Raw genomic sequence first — 21215 nt, 5'->3', positions numbered from 1 at the left:
GGGGCCGGGAGGGAGAGGGGGCGCCGGGGTCGAAAGCCATGACATCAACCCGGCATGTCAACCCGGCAAGGCGGTGTAAGGCTTGTCGACGGCGGCAGAGCGGTTCACACCGCGCCAGCGGCAGCTGCTGGCCCGGTTCGTCAGTAACCTGGACCAGAACGTGTATGCCATCTACAACCTGCCCGAGGAAGTCGTCGCGGTGATCTTCGCCTACGTGAGCCGCAGCCCCCGCAGCTTTCGGGAGAACCTCTTGCGCCTGATGGAAGACCCCGAGCTCAACCTGCTCGGCGGCCTCCCCTCCCAACCCGAGCCGGCGGCTGCCGGCGTGCCGGTCTCCGCCGCCGCGGCGGCGGACCCGGCGGGTCCTGACCCGGCCGGATCTGCTCCGGGCACCCCCGCTCCGGCCGGCGTCCCCCGGGAGGGCGCAGTGCCGACAGCTCCGGGGGCCACGGGCCCGGCGAACGCAGAGGCGACCGGCGAGGCGCGCGGCGGAGGGCACCCAGGGGAGTCGGGTTGCCCCCAGGACGAGGGCCGCCCTCAGGGCGAGGGGCGCCCCGCGACGACCGCCGGCCGTTCTGCAGCCGCCGGGGCATCCGCGGGGACGGCTGCAGCGGCGGGCGCCAGGGACAACCCGCAAGGGGCAGGCTCCCTGGCCGTGGCGGCGGAAAAGGCGCGCCGCTTCCACGAGAAGTGGGTGGTCGGCTACGGCCACGCCTCGGTGGCCGAGCTGGCCAAGGCTGCCGTCGGTATCGAGGGCATCTCCCGACTGGCCAGCGCGCGCCTGGAGACGGCCAACCCCTGGCTCTCCTTCATCGAATACAGCCAGCGCTATCAAATGCCGCGGCGCGGCGCGTACGTCGTACCGCCGGAGCTGGAGGCGGCCGGCGCGCCCGAGCTGCTGGACGAGTTCCACCGGGTTCAGGAGATCACCTACGACGCCTACCAGGAGCTGTTCCGGGGCCTGGTGGAGCACCTCGACCGGGTCGAACCGGCCCAACCCGGCGAAACCGCGCGGGCGCGGGCCAGCCGGCTGGAGAAGCTGGCCTTCGAGGACGCGCGCTATGCCCTGACCCTGGCCGTCGAGACCAACCTGGGCATGGTGGGCAACGGCCGTGCCCTGCGGGATGCCATCGTCCGGCTGCTGTCGGACCCCTACGAGGAGACCACCCGGCTGGCCCTGGCCATCCGCCGCGAGGTCACGCGCGTTCTACCCACGCTGGTTCGATATGCCGAACCCAACCCGCGCCTGCAGGCGGCGGAGGCGGAGGTGGCCCGGGGTGTGGCCGAGGCCCTCCAGCGGTACCGCGGGGTCCGGGCGGTGGCCAGCGACCCCGTGCTCCTGCTGGACTGGACAGGCCGGGGGGCAGGCGCTGGGGGCGGGCCGGCGGTTGCCACGGCATCCGGCGGCGCCGGACTGCCCGGTGCGGTAGCGGGGGCCGGCGCGGGACCGGAATTCGGCGTGACGCCTGGGGCCAGTGCGGCTCAGGGGGCCGGTGCGGCGCCGGAGGCGGCCGGTGCGCTCGGTGCAGGTAGTTCGCCGGGGGTCTCCGGTTCGCGCGGGACCCTCGCTTCGCCCGGGGCCGCCGCTGAGGCGTCGCCGACCACGCCCGACGAGCAGGCGGCCCTGGACGTGATCCTGGCCGCCTGGCTCAACGAATACGGGTCGGGCGGCTGGCCGGAGACCGGCGACGTGCTAGCGGCCATGACGGCGGCAGAGAAGCTGGCGCTGCTGGAAAAAGCCGTGGCTGGCCTCGGGCCCCACGATCCGCCGCCCGACGCCTTCAAGCTGGTCCGATACCGGGCCGAACTCACCGTTTCCGAGGCCTGCTGGCACCAGCTGCTGCGCCACTCCCGCCGCATGCACTTCGCCGCCCAGGCGCCGGGGGTCGAACACGGCATCACCGTACCGCCGCGCATCCAGGAGGCGGGCCTGGCGCCCGTGCTGATGCGCGCCGTCGATGCGGCGGAGCGCCTGTTCTTCCGGCTGGTGAGGGCGGGCCTGCCGCTGGCCGCCCATTATGTGGTGACCAACGCGCACCGGCGGCGGGTGGTGGCGGAGTTCGATCTCTGGCAGCTGTACCACCTGATCACGCTGCGGGGCAAGCCGGAGGCGCAGTGGGATATCCGGCAGGTGGTCCACCGGCTGGCGCAGCGGGTGATGGAAGTGCACCCCAACCTGGTGCGCAGCGCGCCCCGGCTGATGGCGGTACTGGAGGCCGCCGGCACCCTGGAGCCGGTTGCCAGGGATCAGCCCCGTTGAGGGCATCCCGGCGCTGTGCTACCATGCTGATACGTGAGCCGGGGTGTCGGAACCGGTAGACGAGGCGGACTCAAAATCCGTTGGGCGCGAGCCCGTGCGGGTTCGAATCCCGCCCCCGGCACCGAAGGGCACTACGACGACCGTGATGTGCCGGAGACAACTTCGCCGTTTTTAGACAGCTTCCGTTTTTAGACAGCATCGTTGTGTTTCGATCAAGGCCCGCGCCGCGGAATGCCCGGCGCGGGCCTTTTTCACCACGTGGGCGCTGCCGCCACGTGGTGGCCCAGGCCTCTTGGAATCACGGCCGCTTCGCCTGGTGGCACAAGTACAGCGCGTCGATCGGGTCGCCTGCTGCCTGGTCTATTGGTTTTGACTGACCGGAAGGGAAGTCCGCATTGGTATCGAAGTGATATCATAACGATATAGTCCCTTGGGGGGGACCAGAGGATGCAGGGGATGAAGGAACTGCGGGCCCGCGCCCTTCCGGGCATTGTGGGCGTGCTGCTGGCGCTCGCGCTGGAGGCCCTGGCAGTGTACCTGTTCGTCCGCGGGGCTACGGCTCTTGACGAAGGGGGGCCGCCGCTGCTGGGGCACGGCGGAGTGGATCTGGCGGTGAGCTTCGTCCTCCTGGCGGCCGGGACGGTGGTGGCCACGGGACTGGTCATCGTGCAGCCCAACTACTCCCGCTCGGTGATCTTCCTGGGCCGGTACCTGGGCACCTTACGGGAAGCGGGCTGGTGGTGGACGGTGCCCCTGACCTCCAAGCCGGCCGTGTCGCTGCGGGTGCGAAACTTCGAGAGCGAGAAGCTCAAGGTCAACGACCTGCGCGGGAACCCCATCCAGATCGCCGCCGTGGTGGTCTGGCGGGTGATCGACGCCGCCCGCGCCCTGTTCGAGGTCGACCAGTACGAGGAGTTCGTCAAGATCCAGAGCGAGACGGCCCTGCGCCACATCGCCAGCCAGTACCCCTACGACCACTTCGAAGACGAGAGCACCCCCTCCCTCCGGGAGAACACCGACCGGGTCTCCCAGGCGCTGGCCCAGGAGTTGCAGGAGCGCCTGGCGGTGGCCGGCGTGGAGGTGCTGGATGCCCGCCTGACCCACCTGGCCTACTCGCCCGAGATCGCCCACGCCATGCTGCAGCGCCAGCAAGCCGAGGCCGTGGTGGCGGCGCGGGCCAAGATCGTGGAGGGCGCCGTGGGCATGGTGGAGATGGCGCTGCGGGAACTGCAGCGGAGCGGGCTGGTCGACCTGGACGACGAGCGCCGGGCGGCCATGGTGAACAACCTGATGGTGGCCATCGTCGGCGAGCGGGCCGTCCAACCGGTGATGAACGCCGGAACCATTTACTGATGGGCAGCCCCAGGGTGCGGTCCCAGGCCCGCGATCCGGAGGAACCCGGCCGGCCTCCGGTGCCTTCCCGGGGCGCCGGCCGGGGCGCTCCCGCCGGATCGGCAATGGGAAGTGACGAACTTGCCCGAAAAGAAACGCTTCCTCCTGCGCATCGACCCGGAGATCTACGACGCGATCCAGCGCTGGGCCGCGGACGAGTGGCGCAGTGTGAACGGCCAGATCGAGTATCTTCTGCGCGAGGCGTTGCGGAAGGCGGGCCGGTTGCCCGCACCGGGCCGGCGGGCTGCCCGCCGGGGCGGCGGGCAGCCCGAGGTGCCTCCGGACCCTGCAGGCGATGCACCCACGGGCGGCGCTGGCGGGGTGGACCCGCCGGCGCCAGGGAAAACAGGTGAATGAGGGCAGGGCCGTGAACGCGCGACCCCCGCCGCCCGAGGGCGGAGCGGGGGTCGTGCCTTTCGGTCTTGGCTCCCGGCCACGGCTTCGATTCACGGTCCCGGGCCGCGGTTCCCGGCCACGGCCCCGGGTCGCGGTTCCGGGCCACGGCTCCCGGCCACGGCGCCGGACCATGGTTCCAGGCCCCGTAACCGCGCCTCAGCGCGGCCCCATCCGCAGGGCGCCGTCCAGCCGGATGACCTCGCCGTTCAGCATCGGATTCTCCACGATGTGCCGCACCAGCATGGCGTACTCCCGCGGCCGGCCCAGGCGGGAGGGGAAGGGAACCTGTTGCTCCAGGGACTTGCGGGCGGGTTCGGGCAGCCCCGCCATCATGGGTGTGTCGAAGATGCCCGGGGCGATGGCCACCACCCGGATCCCGTACCGGGCCAGCTCCCGCGCCACGGGCAGGGTCATGGCCGCCACGCCGCCTTTGGAGGCCGAGTAGGCCGGCTGGCCGATCTGGCCGTCGAAGGCCGCCACCGAAGCGGTGTTGACGATCACGCCCCGCTCGCCCTCGGCGTTGGGCTCCTGCTGGGCCATCACCGCCGCGGCCAGGCGGATCACGTTGAAGGTCCCCACCAGGTTGACCTCGATCACGCGCCGGAACCGGTCCAGGTCGTGGGGGCCTTCCCGGCCCAGGACCTTCTCGGCGATGGCGATCCCCGCGCAGTTGACGGCGCCGTGCAGCCCGCCGAAGGCATCCACCGCCGCCTGGACCGCCTGCTGCACGCTCTCCGGGTCGGTCACGTCGGTGGGGACGAACCGGGCCCGCTCGCCCAGCCTTGCGGCCACCGCCTCGCCGGCCTGGCGGTTGACGTCGGCGATGACCACCTGGCCTCCGGCCTCAACCAGGAGCTCGGCCGTGGCGGCGCCCAGGCCCGAGCCGCCGCCGGTCACGAGAAACGTCGCGCCACGTACTTCCACCGGTGGACCTCCTCTCGGTCCGTCGTCTCGCCCCTGCGATGCCTTTCGGCCGAGCCCCCTGCAAGGCGAGCCCCCTGGCTGGCCGGCCGCACGCCTCTGGGGACTGGCCAGGGCCTACCTTGGGTTGCGGCCGGGACGCCCGCCGCTACGCCAGCCGCTCGATGATGGTGCAGGTGGCCATGCCGTGGCCGATGCACATCACCTGCAGGCCGAACTGGCCGCCCGTGGCCTCCAGGCCGGCCAGCATCTTGGCCATCAGGCCGGCACCCGTGGCCCCCAGCGGGTGGCCGTGGGCGATGGCTCCGCCCCACGGGTTGACCTTGTCCATGTCGGGGTCCAGCTCCCGCGCCCAGGCCAGGACCACGGTGGCGAAGGCCTCGTTGATCTCGATCCAGTCGATGTCCCGCAGGCTCAGGCCCGCCCGTTCCAGCGCCAGCCGGGTGGCCGGGATCACCGCGGTCAGCTGCATGGTGGGATCGTCACCCACCACCACCCGGGCGCGGAAGCGGGCCTTCGGCCGCAGCCCGTCGGCCAGGGCCGCCTCCCGGTCGGCCACCAGCACCGCGGAAGCGCCGTCGGAGATCTGGCTGCTGTTGCCGGCGGTCACGATGCCGTTCCCCTGGGGGCGAAACACCGTGGGTAGGGCCGCCATGCGCTCGGGGTCGATCCGGTCGCGGATGCCCTCGTCCCGGGTGACGCTGACGGGCTGCCCGTCAGGGTCCAGTCCCTCGACGGGCACGATCTCCCGGTTCTTGCCCTCGCGGGCGGCCGCGCTGGCCCGCCGGTGGCTCTCGGCCGAGTAGGCGTCGGCCTCCTGGCGGCTGATCCGCCAGCGCTCGGCAATGCGCTCGGCGCTCTCGCCCTGGTGGACCAGTTCGTACCGCTCCCGCAAGGCGGGGTTCAACGTTTCGAAGCCGCCCCGGATGTCGCTGAACATGGGCACCCGGGTCATGCTCTCCACACCGGCGGCGATCACGTAGCGGGCGTCGCCGGCGGCCACGGCCTGGGCCGCGAAGTGGATGGCCTGCTGGCTCGACCCGCACATCCGGTTGAGGCTCACCGCCGGCACCCGGACGGGGAAGCCGGCCAGCAGCACGCCCAGGCGGCCGATGTTGGCTCCCTGCTCGCCGGCCTGGGTGACGCAGCCGGTGACCACGTCGTCGACGGCTGCCGGGTCCAGACCGGTTCGCTCGATCAAACCCTGCAGGGCCAGGGCGAGCAACTGGTCCGGACGGGTGGCGCGGTGGACCCCGTCCCGCCGGCCAAAGGGGGTGCGAACGCCCTCCACAAGTACGGGTTCGCCCATGGCCAACCCTCCTTCCCGGATCCCGGCCGGGATGGGGACGAACCCGCGGCCGGGTGGGGATGATGGACCCTTCAACGCCGCCGGTCGCCGCCCCTGCCGGAACCGCCCCGCCCGGGGATTCCGGCGAGCCCGGCTACGCCGGCTACGCCGGCTACGGCTCCCTGTCACGGGCCACTGCGCGGGCGGGCCCGGCACCCGCTCAGCCGGTCCCCTCGGCAAACCGGGCGCGCAGCTCGCGCTTCAGGATCTTGCCCGAGGCGTTGCGGGGCAGGCCGTCCACGAAGATGACCCGTTTGGGGACCTTGAAGGGCGCCAGGTGCTGGCGGGCGTGGGCGATCAGGTCGTCCGCCGTGACGGTGGCGCCCCGCTTCAACACCACCACCGCCGTCACCGCCTCGATCCACCTGGGGTCGGGCAGGGCGATCACGGCCACCTCCGAGACGGCGGGATGGGTGTAGAGGACCTCCTCCACCTCCCGGCTGGCGACCAGCACGCCGCCCGTGTTGATCACGTCCTTGATCCGGTCGACCACGTACAGGTACCCTTCTTCGTCCATGTAGCCCAGGTCGCCCGAGTGGAACCACCCGCCCTGGAACGCCTCCGCCGTCTCCTCGGGCTTCTCCCAGTAACCCACCAGCAGCTGGGGCGACCGGTGGACGATCTCCCCCAGCTGGCCCGGCGGCACGTCCCGCATGTCCGGGTCGACCACCCGGGTCTCCACGTGGAGCACGGGGCGCCCGGCCGAGGCGGGGCGGGCGTCGTGCTCCTCGGGGCGGAGCACCGTGGCCAGGGGGGCGATCTCGCTCTGGCCATAGCAGTTGTAGACCGCCACCCCCGGCAGCCGCTGCCGCAGCTCCTGCAACACCGGCACCGGCATGATGGACGCGCCGTAGTACACCTTCTTCAGGCTCGAAAGGTCATGCCGGTCGAACTCGGGGTGGCGGAGAAAGTTGATCCACACCGTGGGTGGGGCGAACATCGAGTTGATCCGCTGGCGGGCGATCAGGGGCAGGCACACCTCCGGCACCGGCGCCGGGAGGATCCAGCCCGTGGCCCCCACCAGGAGCTGCGGCATCAGGAAGACGTGCATCTGGGCGGAATGGTAGAGGGGCAGGGCGTGCAGGCAACGGTCGTGGTGCTGGATGTCCAGTTCCACGATGCAGCTCAGGTACTCCGCCAGGAGGGCCCGGTGGGTCATCATGGCCCCCTTGGGGGCGGCGGTGGTGCCCGAGGTGTACAGGAGCTGGACCACCTGGTCCTCGTCCACGGCCGCGAAGGCGGCGTCACCGGCGGCGTCACCACCGGCGTCATCACCGGCGTCATCACCGGCGTCACCACCAGCGTCGGGTGCGCCACCGGCAGCGGCATCCGGAGCCCCGCCGGCCGAAGCGGGGGAGCCGCTGGCGGGAGCGGGCGAGCCTGCACCGGGCGCGGCCCCAGATCCCTCCTCGCCCGGTCCGGCGGCCAGCACGGTCTCCAGCAGCGACTCCATGGTGGCGAAGAGGGTGGCGGCGGCCTGGTCGCGCACCGCGGCCACCGCCGGCTCCAGCTGGGCGTCGTAGAACACCGCCCGGCTGCCCGACTGGTTCAGGATGTAAAGAAGCTCCCGGCCCGTCAGCATGAAGTTGACCGGCACATGGATGAACCCGGCCCGAGCGCAAGCGAGAAAGAGCAGGACGTAGGTGTCGGAGTTGCGGCCCAGGGCGGCCACCCGGTCGCCCGGCTCCAGGCCCATGGCCAGCAGGGCCCGGGCGAGGCGGGTGACGGCGGCATCCAGCCCGGCATAGGTCCACCGGCGGTCGCCGAAGTGGAGGGCGATGCGGTCGCGGTGCTTGCGGGCGGACCGGCGCAGGGCGTCGCCGATGGTGTTGCGGAGGGCCAGGCGCAGGGCCGGATCGTCCGGTGCGGGGGGCATGGGACGGCCTCCTTTCCAGAGGTGGCTCCAGAGGTGGCAGGAGCTGGCCGGCAGTGGAGCGGGCGGCGGGCGGCTCAGCCGCCCGCCGCCAGGTGGTCACGGAAGCGCTCCCGCAGGGCGGCCTTGAGGAACTTGCCGGTGGATGTGCGAGGAATCTCCGGCACGAAGACCACGTCGTCGGGCAGCCACCACTTGGCGAACTTGGGCCGGAGCCAGTCCAGGAGTTCCTCCCGGGTGACCGTGTGGCCCTCTTTGAGGACCACCACCGCCAGGGGCCTCTCCTGCCACCGGGGATGGGGTACGGCGATGACCGCCGCCTCGGCCACGGCGGGGTGGGCCATCAGCTCGTTCTCCAGGGCCACGGAGCTGATCCACTCGCCGCCGGACTTGACCAGGTCCTTCTCCCGGTCCTTGATCTCCACGAAGCCCCGCGGGTCGATGGTGGCGATGTCGCCGGTGCGCAGCCAGCCGTCGGCGGTCCAGCGGTCGGCAGCCTCGGGAGCGTTGTAATAGGAGGCGGCGACCCAGGCGCCCCGGATCTCCAGCTCGCCCATGGTTTCGCCGTCCCACGGCGCCACGCCCTGGTCGTTGCGGATGCGGACCTCCACCAGGGGAACCGGCCGGCCCTGCTTGGCCCGCAGGTCGTACTGGACGCCGGCGGGGGCCTCCGCCAGGTCCGGGGGCAGGTGGGAGAGGGTGCCCACGGGGGAGGTTTCGGTCATGCCCCAGCCGTGGATCACCCGCAGGCCGTGCCGCTCCTGGAACGCCTGGATCATGCCGCGGGGCGCTGCCGAACCGCCCACCAGCATGGCCCGCAGGCTGGAGAGATCCCACCGGCCCGGGTTCTTGTCGAGCTCCTGCAGGATGCCCAGCCAGATGGTGGGGACGCCGGCGGTCAGCGTCACTCGCTCCTGGGAGAAGTCTTCCAGCAGGCTGACGGCGTCCAGGTGGGGCCCGGGGAAGACTTGCTTGGCCCCCACCATGGTGGCCGTGAAGGGCATGCCCCAGGCGTTGGCGTGAAACATGGGAACCACGGGCAGGCAGCAGTCGGCCTCGCCCATGCCCACGCAGTCGGGCAGGGCCGTGCCCAGGGAGTGCAGGACCAGGGCCCGGTGGGAGTAGACCACGCCCTTGGGACGCCCGGTGGTGCCGGAGGTGTAGCACATGGCGGCGGCTTCCCGTTCATCCAGGTCCGGTTCCCGGTACCGGGAGGGGTCGGCGGCGGCCAGCAGCTGCTCGTAATCGAGGAACCCGCCGGCGCCGGCCGCCTCGCCCGCTCCGGAACCCCCCGCGTCCGGACCGGCGCCCGCCGGCGCGGCGCCCACCACGATCACGTGCTCCAGCTGCACCTGGTCGCGGAACTGCTGGTAGAGGGGCAGCAGGGTCCGGTCCACGATCAGCACCTTGTCGCCGGCGTGCTGAACGATATAGGCCAGCTCCGAGGGGTGCAGGCGCAGGTTCAGGGTGTGCAGCACCGCCCCGGCGGCGGGAATGCCGAAATAGGCCTCCAGGTGCTGGTACTGGTTCCACATCAGCGTGGCGACCCGGTCCCCGCGGCCGACGCCCAGCTCCTGAAGCGCCACGGCCAGGCGCCGCGCCCGCTCGGTGAACTCCCGGTAGGTGTAGCGGTGGAAGCTCTTGTCCGGCAGGCGGGTGACGATCTCGCGGGAACCGAACAGGGCCTCGGCCCGCCGAAAGATGGTCAGGAGGGTAAGGGGGAAGTCCATCATCAGTCCCTTCACGGGCCATCCTCCTCTCGCGGGTGGCCGGCCCGGGCCCCCAGTGCCGGGGCCGGCGTGTAGTGGTGCCGGCGGGGCAGGGCCGGCTACCGCACGAATCGCGCCTGATCCGGTAACGCCTTGCACCCGCAGCTGCAACCGCTTTCCGGCATCACCTCCCTGGGGGTGCCTCCTGCCCCACCGCTGCCCGCACGGCGGCGATGGGCAGGTCCCGGGATCGCGCCCAGGCCTCCCACTCCTCCGCCGTGCGGCGGCGGAAGGCGGCGGCCAGGCGAGCCTCCACCTCCATGGGCAGGGCCGCGCCGCCAGGGACGTCCTGGAGCAGCCCACCCCGGGCGCCGGGGGTGGGAAAGGGCGTGTCCCAGGTGCCGTGTGGGTCCCCTGGTGGGGCCGCGCTCTCCTCCGGTGGAGGGGCGCCGCCGGTGCCCTGGCCGGTGTCTTCCAGCAGCTCGCCGTCTTCCAGCAGCTCGGCCAGCAGCCGCCGGGCGAAGTGGGGCTCCAGGGCCGCCACGGCCACCCACCCTTCCCGGGCCGGGTAGCACCGGTAGAAGGGCAGGCCGCCCCCCAGCAGTCCACCGGGGGCAGTCAGCCCGTGCCGCAGGGGCTCGGCCAGGGCGAAAGCCGCCTCGGCCAGGCTGACCTCGACCGGGTGGAGGGGGAGGCCCCGCTCCCGCGCCAGCAGGAGGGCCAGGGCGGCGGCCACCGCCCGTTCGGCCCCGGCCAGGTCGGCCAGCAGGGTGCGGGGTAGAGCCGGCGGGTCGAGCAGTCCCGCTTCCGCCAGGTAGGTCAGGTCGTGGCCGGGTTCTTCCTGCCGGGGCGCGGGGTAGCCCACGATGGCCACGTGGGCCAGCTGCCGAAAGCGCCGGCCCAGCTCGGCGGCCGAAAGCCCGAGCCGGGCCAGGGCCGACGGGCGGTGGGCGGTCAGGAGCAGGTCCGCCCCGGCCAGCAGGCGGTACAGCGCCTCCCGCCCCGCCGCCGACTTCAGGTCCAGGCGGCGCACCTCCTGCCCCGCGGTCAGGGACCGGTACCAGGCGGGAGCCGCCGTGGCCAGCGGATCGCCGCCCGGTGGTTCGATTTTGAAAACCGTGCCGCCCAGGGCTTGAAGCCGGGCTGCGGCCACCGGCCCCGGGACGTTGACAGCCAGGTTGACGACCCGGCAACCCTGCAGGGGAGCCAGGGACGGGGGCGGCGCGGGGGAGGGGCGGGCATGGGCGGGCACGGCCTTCACCCCGATTCGTCGCCAGGAATGGTGGTGGACACGGAATTCGCCGTGCCCGGCCGGCATCCTGCCGGATGCTGCTGAACCCCTGGCCGAATCCGGCCCCGGCGCGGCCCTTCCCTTGCGGCCCCGCACCTTGGAGTCCCCCGGCCCCACCGGCCGGGGCGGTCCCCCTGCGCACCGGCCGTGCGGCCCTATACCGTTCCGCCAGCTCGCCGGCCCGGCCGGCCCTCCCAGCCGCGCGGGCCCACCAGGCTGGTTCCGGGATCAGCTGGAGCGGGCCGGTGGCGCGTCCCCGGCCGGGGCGTCGCCCGCCAGGGCCCGGTAGAGCAAGGGCAGCGAGAGGTCGTAGCGGTGGGCGATGCTGAAGTGGCCGCCGTCGAACTCGTCGTAGGCGTGGGCGATGCCGAGGTCCTCCAGCGCCCGGTGCAGCTGCCGCGCGCCCCAGAGCAGGTTGAACTCGTCCTGGCGCCCGCAGTCGATGTAGACCAGCCGCAGGCGGCGGAGGGTGCCGGCCACCCGGGGCGCCAGGCGGACGGGGTCCAGAGCCAGCCACCGTTCCCAGACGGCGGGGCGCAGGGCGCCGGTTTCCAGGTCGACCGGCATGGCGATGCCGTGGGGTTCCGCGGGGTCGGGCGAGTAGCAGGCCGCCATGGCCAGGATGTTCAGGGACGCCTGCCAGGTTCGGTTGAGGGACCGGCCCTGGGCCCGCAGCTGGCGGTAGGCGTCCAGGTAGGCATCAAGGCCGCCCAGCTGGCGCACATGGTCGAGGAACTTGGGGAAATCGGGGAGATAGCAGTACTCGAACGCCATGTCCCCCGAGTGGCAGGCGAAGGCCTGGAAGATCTCCGGGTGGCGCGTGGCCTGGATGAAGGACCCGTACCCGCCCGACGACTTGCCCGCCAGGCCGTGGGCCGACACGGCATAGTGCTGCTCCACCAGGGGGACCAGCTCCCGGACCAGGTAGTCTTCGTAAGGGCCCACGGCGGGGGAGTTGAGGTACTGGCTGCCGCCCAGGTAGGTGAAGCAGTCGGGCAGGGCAAAGAGGGCGGGGCCGATGCGGCCCTCGGCATAGAGGCGCCCCAGGCGCTCCGGCAGGGTCTCCTCCCAGGGGTTGAAGTTGAGCTGGCTCGCACCCGTTCCCCCGAAGCCGGAGAGGATCCAGATGCAGGGCACCGGCCGGTCCGGCAGGCCATCGGGAGGAACCAGCACCCAAAGGGAGCGCTCGGCCGGGTCGCCCCAGGGGTTGCCCGCCAGCAGCCGGCTGCGGTGGCGGTGTTCCACGGCCCGGAAGGGCGGGTGGTGGGGTCGGTGCACGATGGGATCACCTCGTCGCGGCAATCTGGGCTGAAACCGTCCGGGTGCGGGGGCGCCTGCTGCCCGGCCCCCGGGCCCCCGGTGTGGTACCTTCTAAGGTAGCCCGATACCGGGATGTTCCCGATACCGGGATGTTTCTGGACGGCGGGCTTGCTTCCTGGCCGCGAGCCCGGCGCCGGGCGCCGGGCTGGGCCCAGGGCCTGAGAGAAGCCGCTTGGGCCGCGATTCGGGCCGCAGCGGCCCGCAACTGCAGGTCCTGACACCGAGGGGCCGCCCGCGGCCCGGCCCGCCCCATCCCGGTTGCCTGGAGGGTGGCCGTTGCTGCAAGGATACCTGGCCGGCATCCGCCGGCTGACCCTGCGCCAGGTCCCCGTGCCCGAGCCGGGGCCGGGGGAAGTGGTGGTCAAGATCCGCTGCGCGCTGACCTGCGGCACCGACCTGAAGACCTTCCGCCGGGGCCACGCGCGCCTGCCCGTTCCGGGCCCCTTCGGCCATGAAGCGGCCGGAGTCGTCCATGCCGCCGGCGAAGGGGTGGAACGCTTCCGGCCGGGCGACGCGGTGATGTGGGTGCCCACGGCACCGTGCGGCCAGTGCCCGCCCTGCCGGCGGGGCCAGGAGAACCTGTGCCGGCACCTCTTCGATCCCGAGCGCATGGCCCTGGGGGCGTATGCCGAGTTCATCCGCCTGCCGGCGCCCATCGTGGCCCGGCACCTGTTTGCCAAGCCCGGTCACCTGTCTTTCGAGCAGGCCGCCTTCCTCGAGCCCCTGAGCTGCGTGGTGCGGGGCTGGCGGCGGCTGGGCCGGCCCGAAGAAGTGGTGGTCATCGGCACCGGCACCATCGGGCTCTTGCACGTCATGGTGGCGCGGGCGCTGCAGGTACCCCGCATCGTGGCCGTGGGGCGGCGGCCGGCGGGGCTGGAACTGGCCCGGCAGGCGGGGGCCACCGAGACCCTGGCGGCGGATGCCCAGGAGGCCCTGCCCCGGATTCGCGCCCTCTTCGGCGGTGAGGGGCCGGCGGCGGTCATCGAGGCCACCGGCCGCGCGGAAAGCTGGCAGGCGGCCGCCCAGTGGGTCCGGCCGGGCGGGCGGGTGCTGCTCTTCGGCGGCCTGGCCGGCGGCACCTGGGTACACTTCGAAGCCTTCCGGCTCCATTACGAAGAGGTCGACCTCATCGGTTCCTTCCACTACACCCCGGCCGACGTGCAGGAGGCGTACGATCTTTTGGCCCGCGGCCGGCTGCCGGTGGCGATGCTGATCACCCACCGGCGGCCCCTGGCCGAGCTGCCGGAGGTCTTCCAGGCCCTGGACCGGGGGGAGGCGATCAAGGTCGCCCTCTACCCTGAGGGGGCCGAAACGGGCGGGGCGGGCGAGGCGGGCGGGCCGGCCCGGCCGGGCGGAGGGGACGGGCCGGGTCAGGGTTCGTCATCGCAAACCCTGCCCTGAGTCCCGTCCGGAGCGGAAGCCGAGCCCCGGCGCCCGCCGGGTACCAGGGCAGGAGGGGAGGCTGGGCATGGCGGAAGGGGTGACCGGTCCGGCGACGGGGGCGCCGGTTCTTCCGGAGGCGATGCAGGTGGCCCTTCTCGACGGGCAAGGGCAGGTCCGGGTGGACCGGCGGCCCGTGCCGCAGCCCGGTCCGGGTGAAGCCCTGGTCCGGCTGCGGGCCTGCGGCATCTGCTCCAGCGACCTGCTGGACTGGTACGTGGCGGGGAAAGCCCGGGAGGGACCCTTCGTCTTCGGTCACGAGCCGGCGGGCGAGATCGTGGCCTTCGGGCCGGGCGCGGTGCCGCCGCCCGGGGTGGATGTGGGCAGCCGGGTCTTCGTCCACCACCATGCCCCCTGCATGGCGTGCGCCGCCTGCCGGAGGGGCGATTACGTCCACTGCCCCCTCTGGCGCCAGCCGGGCCTGCGGCCGGGCGGCATGGCGGAGTACGCCGTCATCGCACCCCAGGTGCTCCGGCACGACACCCTGCCCCTGCCGGAGGGCGCGGGATGGGAGGTGGGGGTCCTGGTCGAACCGGTGGCCTGTGCGGTCCATGCCCTGCAGCGGGCCGGCCTGGAACCGGGGCAGCGGGTGATGGTGATCGGCGCCGGGTTCATGGGCCAGGTGCTGGGGCTGGTGGCCCGGGCCTGGGGCGCGGCCGAGCGGGCCGTGGTCGACCGGGTGCCGGGCCGGCTGGCCTGGGCGGCCCGGCGCTGGGCGACCCTGGTCCTCGACACCCGGGCCGGGACCCAGGCCGAGCCGGCGCAGCCGCCGGGCGGTCCGGTGCCGTGGGTCCGGGTGGCCTCCGGCCCCGAGGAGGTGGCGCGCCGCCTGGCCGAGCGCTGGGGGGAGGGCGCCGACCTGGTCCTGGTCTCGCCAGCCGGGGAGCAGCCTCTGCGGCTGGGCATCGCCTGCGCCCGGCCGGGAGGTACCGTGGTGATGTTCGCCCCCACGGCCCCCGGCCACGATCCGGCCATTCCGGGGTATGACATCTTCTTCCGGGAGATCCGGCTGGTCCCCAGCTACTCGGCGGGGCCGCCCGACACCCGGGCGGCGCTGGACCTGCTGGCCTCCGGCCAGGTTCCGGCGCGCGAGCTGGTCACCCACCGCTACCCCCTGGCGGAGGTGGCCGCGGCCTACCGCCAGGTCAAGGACCCCGGCGCCTTGAAGGTCCTGGTCGAGCTGTGACACGGCCCGGGGAGGCGGCCGCGGAGGAGGTTGCCCGATGGAAGCGACGTCCAATCGTCCCCTGACGGCGGAGGAGTTCGGGCGGCTGCGGGTACGCCGGTTCGACCCCGCCACCTTCCGCTGGGAGGGCATTCCCGACCAAGTCTACCAGGGTCCGGAGGAACCGGCCCCCCGGTTCCGCGACGTGATCCGCCGCACCCTGGTGCCCGGCGGGGCCACCCCTGCCGCCTTCGAGGTGCGGTACTTCGAGGTGGGCCCCGGGGGTTACTCGCGCTTCGAGCTTCACCAGCACATCCACGCGGTGCTGGTGCTGCGGGGCGAAGGGGAGGTCCAGGTGGGGGGCGAGGTCTACCGGGTCCGCCCCTTCGACCTGGTCTACATCCCTCCGGAGACGCCCCACCAGTTCCGGCACCGGGGGGCCCCGGGGGACGAGCCCTTCGGGTTCCTCTGCGTGGTCGACGCCCAGCGGGACCGTCCCCGGCCGCTGGATTGAGGGGGCCTGGCCCTGGGCCGGCTCACGGCCGGCGGGGTGGCCGCATTCACCGGAAGGGTTTCAGGGAGCCGGGCTCCCGCCCGGTGGCGAAGGAGGGCACAGCCCGCCGGGTGCCGCCGGCCCGGGGAGGAACGGGGACACCCGCGGCGGGCGCGCCCGGCGCCCCAGGCGGGTAGGAGGTCGCCCCGGCCGCCAGCCCCGGCCTGCCGGCGCCGGGCGGGAGGGTGGCGGCTCCCGGCAGGTCCGGCCCCACCCCCGGTGCTGGGGAGGCCACTGGCGCCTGGGGGACCGCCGGCGGCTGGAAGATCGTACCCGCTCCGGCCAGTGGCCTAGGCGATTGCGCGGTGATCGCGCTGCCCGCGGGACGCCGGGGGTCGAACCGGTACCCCACCCGGGCGCCGGGGGGAAGGACCGCCGGCGGCAGCCCCGCCAGGGCCTGGGGCGCCGGCCGGAGACGGAAGGCCGCCGCCCGGGCCGGCGCGCCGTCCCGGGCCGTCGCCGGCCCGTCCTGCACCGGGTCCGAACCGGTGGCGTCTTGCCGCACGGGCGGTACCGGCTCCGGGCCCGCAGGTCCGGCCCCACCGGGCCCTTCCTCGGCCGGGGGCCCGGGATGCCCTGCGGCGGCCGGCTGACCCGGTTCCACCTCGGGGTCCTGCTCCTGGCCTGGCGCCGTGGCGTTTCCGGGGCGAGGGCCCGCCGGTGCCGGCTCCCTGAGACGGCCTTCCTCCCCGGCAGGGACACCGGGCCAGGCGTCCCAGTCCTGGCGGGTACCGCCGGCTCTGCCGGAATGGCCGGCCTCGGCCCCCCGGCCGGGTGCAGGCGGGCTCCCGGTCTCGCCGCCGGTGACCATGCCGGTTCCTCCGCCACCGGATGCTTCCCCGCTTCCCTCGCCGTGGCCGGTGCAACCTGGCAAAGAGAGGCCCGGCCCGGCATCGCCGCCTTCGGTCGCGGCGCCCTCGCAGGTGCCGCCCTCGGCGGTGGCGCGGCCCGCCGGGCCGCCGGGGTTCCCGGCGCGGGCCGGGCCGGTTTCCGGACGTCCGAGGGCGGGCCGGGCCCACGGCACCACGGGCTGCCGCGGCCCGCCGTAGAAGGCAACCAGCCCGGAGTAGAGGGCGGCGGCGACCACAGGAGCCGGCCAGCCCGCGGGCAGGGTCAGGCTGGCGGCCAGGGGAGCGACTAGGACGACCGCCCCGGCGGGCGGACCGGATCCCGGCGCGCCTGCCATGGCCCGCGGGCCGGCCGGTCCAGCGGGGCCGGGCGGTGCGGCTGCGGTGGCAAGGGGCTCCGGCCCGCCTGCGGAGGGGCGGTCCACCAGAAAGCGCAGCTTGTGCCGCGGCCAGGCCCGCTGGTGTACGGGCAGGCAGCCGGCTTCCCACAGGCTCCGGGCCAGCTGCCGGCCCAGCCACCAGGCCCGCCAGGGCCGGCGACCGGCGGTGGCGACCCGGCCCCGCAGGGAAACGGCGTCAAGGTGGATGTGGAGGGCGACGTCGGCTGCCAGGCGGGTGAAGGCCGGTGCGGCGGGGGACGAACCGGCGCCGCCGCTCCCGGCGGCCGCGCCGGAGCCCGCCGGGGCGCCGGAGGGGCTGCCGGTGCCCGCTGCCGGCCCGGGAGGGGCCGCGCCGGCCGCCCTGGCCGGCGCGGCTTGTGGGACGGGGACCTGCTGTGCCCCGCCCGCAGGCACCTGGACCACCGTCACCCCTGCCCGCTGGAGGATGGTGGCGAGTTCCTCGGCCAGCCTTTCCGCCGGCCCGCCGGGCTGCGGGGCAGCGGGGCCGGGCCCTCCACCTGGTGCCGCCGGCGGAGCGGTGCGGGGGCCCGGTTCGTCCGCCGTCACCTGCAGGATCACCGTCCGCCCGTGCAGGGCCGAGTCGACCGCCGCGTAAGCAGGCCCGTCCCCGCCGCCGCCCATCCAGACCCGGTGCCCCAGGCGTTCCAGCACGGTCACCCAGCCCGGGATGCCTGCGGTGTCGTCCACGTCGACCAGCCAGCGGTGGCGGACCAGCACCTGCATGGCGACCCCTCCTCCGGTCGCTGTCAGCATACGCACGGCCCGGAGGCGGGGTGCGGGGGAAAGGGGGCGGCTTTGCCCAGGTCCCGGGGGGCAGGTTTCAGGCCTCCTGGCGGGCGCCGTTCAGCACGCCGCCCAGGACACCGCCGTAGACCAGGTGGGCCAGGGCGGCCACCAGGGCGCTGCGGGCCCCGGAAAAGCCCGTGCCCAGGAAGCCGGGCGACGGAGCTGCACCGGCGGCGGACAGCAGGGGCAGGATGACCAGGGCCCCTGCGACCCAGACGGCGAGCCCAAAGGCCATACCGGTCACCGCATTGCCGGCGGGCGCCACGGCGCGGTACACGAAGGCCCAGAGGACGGCGGCCACCAGCAGGGCCGCCAGGCCGCCGATGGACATGGCGGCCTGGGCCGTGATCCGGCCGTCGCCCATGCCCAGGCCGTCGGCGACAAAGCGGCTGAAGGCGCCGCGCTGGGTGCCGAGGATGGGCTGCAGCACGTAGACCGTCGCGATCTGCACCAGCCCGGCGACCAGTCCGGCGGTCACGACGCGGGCGGTGGCCACCTTTCGCACCGGTGCCACGGCCATCTCACTCCTTTGTCTTCTGGCGAGGGCGCGCCGGACCGCGGCCCCAGGGCTGCCGGCCCGGCGGCAGGCATCATGGTTAGGGTGACCACGGGCCGGACCGGCCATGCGAGACCGGCCAGGCGATGCAGGATCGAGCCCGCGCCGCATTGCACCCGGCGGGTCCATGGGCTACGGTGGTCCTGGTCCGGCCCGGCGGTGCCGGGGTACGGCGCCCGCGGCGGGACCCGGTGCCGGGGAGGCTGCCGCCCGCCTGGGCCAGGGCCGCAGACCGCGTTTCGAGGCGAGCTGCGCGGGCTTGTCTGGAGGTCTCGGGCTGGATTCGGCCAGCATTCCACGAGCCACGAGCCGGCGGAATTTCACGGGGAGGGATGCGGGTATGCCCGATGGCGCGGCAGTTCCGGGGCACGGGGGCAGGCCGCCGGCCGGCAACGGCGCCTTGCGGACCGGCGGCGGCCTGCGCTGGCTGGCGGTGGTGGCGACGGTGACCATGTTCCTGGTGGTGGTCGCCGGTGCGCTGGTCACGGCCACCGGCTCGGGGGAGGGCTGTGGCCGCTCCTGGCCGCTCTGCGGGTCGCCGGAATGGACCCTCCAGGCCGTCATCGAGTTCAGTCACCGGGTCATCTCCGGCATTGCCGCCCTGGCCGTGGTGGCGCTGGCCGTGCTGGGCCCGCGGCGCCTGGGCGGCCGCCGCGACGCCCGCTGGCTGGCGGCGGTGGCGGTCGCCTTCCTTTTCCTGCAGGCCGGGCTCGGTGCCGGCGTGGTCCTGTGGGGGCAGTCCGACGCCGTCCTGGCCCTGCATTTCGGCATCTCCCTGGTCTCCTTCGCATCGGTGGCGCTGCTCAGCCTGCGGGTGTTGCGAGGTGCGGCCGCTCCGGCGGGACGGGCCGGCCAGGCGGGCCCGGGCGGCGGGCACGGCGTGCCGGCCGTGCTGCGCCGGGGGCTGTGGCTCGTGCTGGGCTCCACGTACCTGGTGGTGTACACGGGGGCTTACGTCCGCCACACCCAATCCAGCCTGGCCTGCCCGGCCTGGCCGGCCTGCGGGACGGCGTGGGAGGGGGCTGCGCTGGTCCAGATGGTCCACCGGCTGGCAGCCGGCGCGCTGCTGGTGGGGCTGGGCATCCTGGTTGGGATGGCCCGCCGCCACCGTCGCGAGCTTCCCTCTCTGGTCCGGGGCACCTGGCTGGCGGCCGGCCTGGCCGTCCTGCAGGCGGCCAGCGGCGCCTACGTGGTCCTGAGCCGGCTGGAACTGGCGGCCACCATGCTGCACAGCAGCATCATGGCCCTGCTCTTCACCGTGCTGTGCCACCTGGCATTGGAGGCGGCGGGGCCGGCGTGGTCCCTGCACGGTGGTGTCGCGACGGCGCCCGGGCGCCCGCCATCTTCACTGCCGGGTCCGGCGGTAACGGCCGGTGCGGAGGAGCCGGCGGCCCTTGCCGGCTCGCCGGGCTCGGCGGCGGCCGCGCCGGCGGCCCGCAGCCGGCCGGCGGGAGCGCCCACGGGGCCGGCGTGACCCGGGTCGCAGCACCGGCGCGGGCCGGAGAGGGCCGGCGTAAAGACCAACGGCGCAGGGGGCCGGCCCCTGCGCCGTTGGTCCTGCATGGGTCTCTCGTCCCTTGCCCCGCTCGTCCCCTTGCCGCTCGGGTCCCTCACATTCGGCCGAGCAGGGCGTTGACCACCTGGTGCAGCGTCACGTCCAGCACCATGGCCCCGAAGACGCCGAAGAGGTACACGATGCTGTAGCCGTAAAGGGCCCGGGCACGCCCTTCGGTGGTCTGCCGCAGCAGCCCGCGGGTGAGCCGCAGGTAGCGGGCGCCCAGGACCACGGCCACCACGGCGTAGGTCCAGCCCAGCTGGCCCAGAGGGAGCATGGCCAGGGTAACCGCCACGGTCACCCAGGTGTAGAAGTACACCTGGCGCAGCGTGGCCTCCACGCCGGCCACCACGGGCAACATGGGGACACGGGCTCTGGCGTACTCGTCCCGCAGAGCCACGGCCAGCGCCCAGAAGTGGGGCGGGGTCCAGAAGAACACGATCAGGAACAGGACCAGCGCCGCGACCTCCAGCCGCCCGGTGGCGGCGGCCCAGCCGATCAGCGGGCCCACGGCGCCGGCCGCGCCGCCGATCACGATGTTCTGCGGCGTCCGGCGCTTGAGCCACGCGGTATAGATCAGCACGTAGAAGGCGATGCCGCCCACGGCCAGGTAAGCGGCCAGCGGGTTGACCTGCGTGTACAGCAGCGCGAAGCTCACGACACCCAGGACCACGGCGAAGACCGTCGCCTGACCGGGACGGATCCGCCCCGCGGCGATGGGGCGCCGGCTGGTGCGGGGCATGGCGGCATCCATGTCCCGGTCCAGCACGTGATTCAGGGTTGCGGCGGAGCCACCGGCCAGCAGGGTTCCCACCAGGGTCAGGAAGAGGGTCCAGGGATGGGGTGCCTCTCCCAGGGCGACCCACATGGAGGCCGCCGTGGTGACCAGCACGAGCAGCATGACGCCCGGCTTCATCAGCGTCAGGTAGTCGCGGAGCGCGTTGCTCCGGCTGGTGGTGATGGCGCGCGCCAGCACCGCGCTGTTGGGCATGCTCATGTTCGTTCCTCCATCCGGCATGGCGAACCCGCCGGTCAAGGCATCGCGAAGCCGCCGGATTCTGCCAGCCGCGCCCTCGCAACGACTCGCAACGATTAGAAAATACCGTAAACCCGGAGGTTCATGCGACCCAAGGGGTGCCTGCTCCGGCTTCAGCCCGAGGCGCATCGGTTTCCAGCCCGATGGCCATGACAACGCCCGTTCGGGGGCTTTTGATAGTGAGCTGCAGGAAAGAGGAGCGCGCAGGAACGATTACGCCACTATTCTACCGGTTTGCGGATCGCTGGCAAGACGGGGCACTGGGTGGATCGCGGCACCAGGGGCCGGCCTGCCGGTCTTGTCATTTGTCGCCTTGCGGCGGTGGGGGGGGATCCCATACAATCCAAGCGGGCTTCGACCTTATT

At 73.7% G+C, this 21215-nt stretch carries 16 protein-coding genes and 1 tRNA gene; 8 read left to right on the top strand and 9 right to left on the bottom strand.

What is annotated here, in order from left to right:
- The first annotated feature begins 82 nt into the window (after positions 1 to 82).
- The 4 genes from ACZ5T9_RS00455 to ACZ5T9_RS00440 all read left to right on the top strand — a co-directional run bounded on the left by ACZ5T9_RS00455 (position 83) and on the right by ACZ5T9_RS00440 (position 4009).
- Positions 83 to 2260: an FAD-dependent thymidylate synthase gene (locus ACZ5T9_RS00455; RefSeq protein WP_464833385.1), complete on the top strand. Its 2178-nt coding sequence runs from the start codon at positions 83 to 85 to the stop codon at positions 2258 to 2260.
- A gap of 37 nt (positions 2261 to 2297) precedes the next feature.
- A tRNA-Leu gene (locus tag ACZ5T9_RS00450) sits at positions 2298 to 2381 on the top strand.
- Positions 2382 to 2716: 335 nt separating this feature from the next.
- Positions 2717 to 3613 (top strand): SPFH domain-containing protein, encoded by an 897-nt coding sequence (locus ACZ5T9_RS00445; RefSeq protein ID WP_464834457.1) that lies wholly within the window; start codon positions 2717 to 2719, stop codon positions 3611 to 3613.
- Positions 3614 to 3733: 120 nt separating this feature from the next.
- On the top strand, positions 3734 to 4009 hold the full coding sequence (locus ACZ5T9_RS00440) for a type II toxin-antitoxin system antitoxin (protein ID WP_006904446.1): 276 nt from the start codon (positions 3734 to 3736) through the stop codon (positions 4007 to 4009).
- A 195-nt stretch (positions 4010 to 4204) separates the two neighbouring features.
- On the opposite strand, the gene ACZ5T9_RS00435 is transcribed toward ACZ5T9_RS00440, so the two are convergent.
- The 6 genes from ACZ5T9_RS00435 to ACZ5T9_RS00410 form a co-directional block, all read right to left on the bottom strand.
- A complete protein-coding gene (locus tag ACZ5T9_RS00435) occupies positions 4205 to 4972 on the bottom strand; it encodes a 3-hydroxyacyl-CoA dehydrogenase (protein ID WP_464833383.1) in 768 nt (255 codons plus the stop codon).
- Positions 4973 to 5117: 145 nt separating this feature from the next.
- On the bottom strand, positions 5118 to 6278 hold the full coding sequence (locus tag ACZ5T9_RS00430) for a thiolase family protein (protein WP_464833382.1): 1161 nt from the start codon (positions 6276 to 6278) through the stop codon (positions 5118 to 5120).
- Positions 6279 to 6477: 199 nt separating this feature from the next.
- On the bottom strand, positions 6478 to 8193 hold the full coding sequence (locus ACZ5T9_RS00425) for an acyl-CoA synthetase (RefSeq protein WP_464833381.1): 1716 nt from the start codon (positions 8191 to 8193) through the stop codon (positions 6478 to 6480).
- Between the two features lie 74 nt (positions 8194 to 8267).
- Positions 8268 to 9923, bottom strand: a complete 1656-nt coding sequence (locus tag ACZ5T9_RS00420; RefSeq protein ID WP_464834456.1) for a long-chain fatty acid--CoA ligase — start codon at positions 9921 to 9923, stop codon at positions 8268 to 8270.
- A 160-nt stretch (positions 9924 to 10083) separates the two neighbouring features.
- A complete protein-coding gene (locus ACZ5T9_RS00415) occupies positions 10084 to 11160 on the bottom strand; it encodes a CoA transferase (protein WP_464833380.1) in 1077 nt (358 codons plus the stop codon).
- 258 nt (positions 11161 to 11418) lie between these two features.
- Positions 11419 to 12468 (bottom strand): alpha/beta hydrolase, encoded by a 1050-nt coding sequence (locus ACZ5T9_RS00410; protein WP_464833378.1) that lies wholly within the window; start codon positions 12466 to 12468, stop codon positions 11419 to 11421.
- Between the two features lie 318 nt (positions 12469 to 12786).
- On the opposite strand from ACZ5T9_RS00410, the gene ACZ5T9_RS00405 reads away from it, so the two are divergent.
- The 3 genes from ACZ5T9_RS00405 (at position 12787) to ACZ5T9_RS00395 (ending at position 15629) form a co-directional block, all read left to right on the top strand.
- Entirely contained in the window at positions 12787 to 13911 is a 1125-nt protein-coding gene (locus ACZ5T9_RS00405) for a zinc-dependent alcohol dehydrogenase (protein WP_464833377.1), read from the top strand.
- 67 nt (positions 13912 to 13978) lie between these two features.
- Entirely contained in the window at positions 13979 to 15136 is a 1158-nt protein-coding gene (locus tag ACZ5T9_RS00400; protein ID WP_464833375.1) for an alcohol dehydrogenase catalytic domain-containing protein, read from the top strand.
- Between the two features lie 37 nt (positions 15137 to 15173).
- Complete coding sequence (locus ACZ5T9_RS00395; protein ID WP_006904437.1) at positions 15174 to 15629, top strand: cupin domain-containing protein; 456 nt, start codon at positions 15174 to 15176, stop codon at positions 15627 to 15629.
- A gap of 46 nt (positions 15630 to 15675) precedes the next feature.
- On the opposite strand, the gene ACZ5T9_RS00390 is transcribed toward ACZ5T9_RS00395, so the two are convergent.
- Together ACZ5T9_RS00390 and ACZ5T9_RS00385 are read right to left on the bottom strand one after the other, a co-directional pair.
- Positions 15676 to 17640, bottom strand: coding sequence for a DNA polymerase III subunit gamma/tau domain-containing protein (locus tag ACZ5T9_RS00390; RefSeq protein WP_464833374.1), 1965 nt, complete (start codon positions 17638 to 17640; stop codon positions 15676 to 15678).
- A gap of 97 nt (positions 17641 to 17737) precedes the next feature.
- Entirely contained in the window at positions 17738 to 18217 is a 480-nt protein-coding gene (locus ACZ5T9_RS00385; protein ID WP_006904435.1) for a hypothetical protein, read from the bottom strand.
- 382 nt (positions 18218 to 18599) lie between these two features.
- Here ACZ5T9_RS00385 and ACZ5T9_RS00380 point away from each other — a divergent pair, with 382 nt between their 5' ends.
- On the top strand, positions 18600 to 19733 hold the full coding sequence (locus tag ACZ5T9_RS00380; protein ID WP_464833371.1) for a COX15/CtaA family protein: 1134 nt from the start codon (positions 18600 to 18602) through the stop codon (positions 19731 to 19733).
- A 136-nt stretch (positions 19734 to 19869) separates the two neighbouring features.
- Here the strand turns inward: ACZ5T9_RS00380 and ACZ5T9_RS00375 are convergent, their stop codons facing one another.
- Positions 19870 to 20811 (bottom strand): heme o synthase, encoded by a 942-nt coding sequence (locus tag ACZ5T9_RS00375; protein WP_006904433.1) that lies wholly within the window; start codon positions 20809 to 20811, stop codon positions 19870 to 19872.
- Between the last annotated feature and the right edge of the window lie 404 nt (positions 20812 to 21215).

The organism is Thermaerobacter nagasakiensis (assembly GCF_055396825.1).
The sequence above is the reverse complement of the archived record's forward strand: the minus strand, read 5'-3'. Positions and strand labels throughout refer to the sequence as shown.

Excerpts from the sequence above, each read along its gene's own strand:
- ACZ5T9_RS00425 (WP_464833381.1), bottom strand. The coding sequence starts at position 8,193 with ATGCCCCCCGCACCGGACGATCCGGCCCTGCGCCTGGCCCTCCGCAAC.
- ACZ5T9_RS00400 (WP_464833375.1), top strand. The coding sequence starts at position 13,979 with ATGGCGGAAGGGGTGACCGGTCCGGCGACGGGGGCGCCGGTTCTTCCG.
- ACZ5T9_RS00445 (WP_464834457.1), top strand. The coding sequence starts at position 2,717 with ATGAAGGAACTGCGGGCCCGCGCCCTTCCGGGCATTGTGGGCGTGCTG.
- ACZ5T9_RS00430 (WP_464833382.1), bottom strand. The coding sequence starts at position 6,278 with ATGGGCGAACCCGTACTTGTGGAGGGCGTTCGCACCCCCTTTGGCCGG.
- ACZ5T9_RS00395 (WP_006904437.1), top strand. The coding sequence starts at position 15,174 with ATGGAAGCGACGTCCAATCGTCCCCTGACGGCGGAGGAGTTCGGGCGG.
- ACZ5T9_RS00390 (WP_464833374.1), bottom strand. The coding sequence starts at position 17,640 with ATGCAGGTGCTGGTCCGCCACCGCTGGCTGGTCGACGTGGACGACACC.
- ACZ5T9_RS00420 (WP_464834456.1), bottom strand. The coding sequence starts at position 9,923 with ATGATGGACTTCCCCCTTACCCTCCTGACCATCTTTCGGCGGGCCGAG.
- ACZ5T9_RS00380 (WP_464833371.1), top strand. The coding sequence starts at position 18,600 with ATGCCCGATGGCGCGGCAGTTCCGGGGCACGGGGGCAGGCCGCCGGCC.
- ACZ5T9_RS00375 (WP_006904433.1), bottom strand. The coding sequence starts at position 20,811 with ATGAGCATGCCCAACAGCGCGGTGCTGGCGCGCGCCATCACCACCAGC.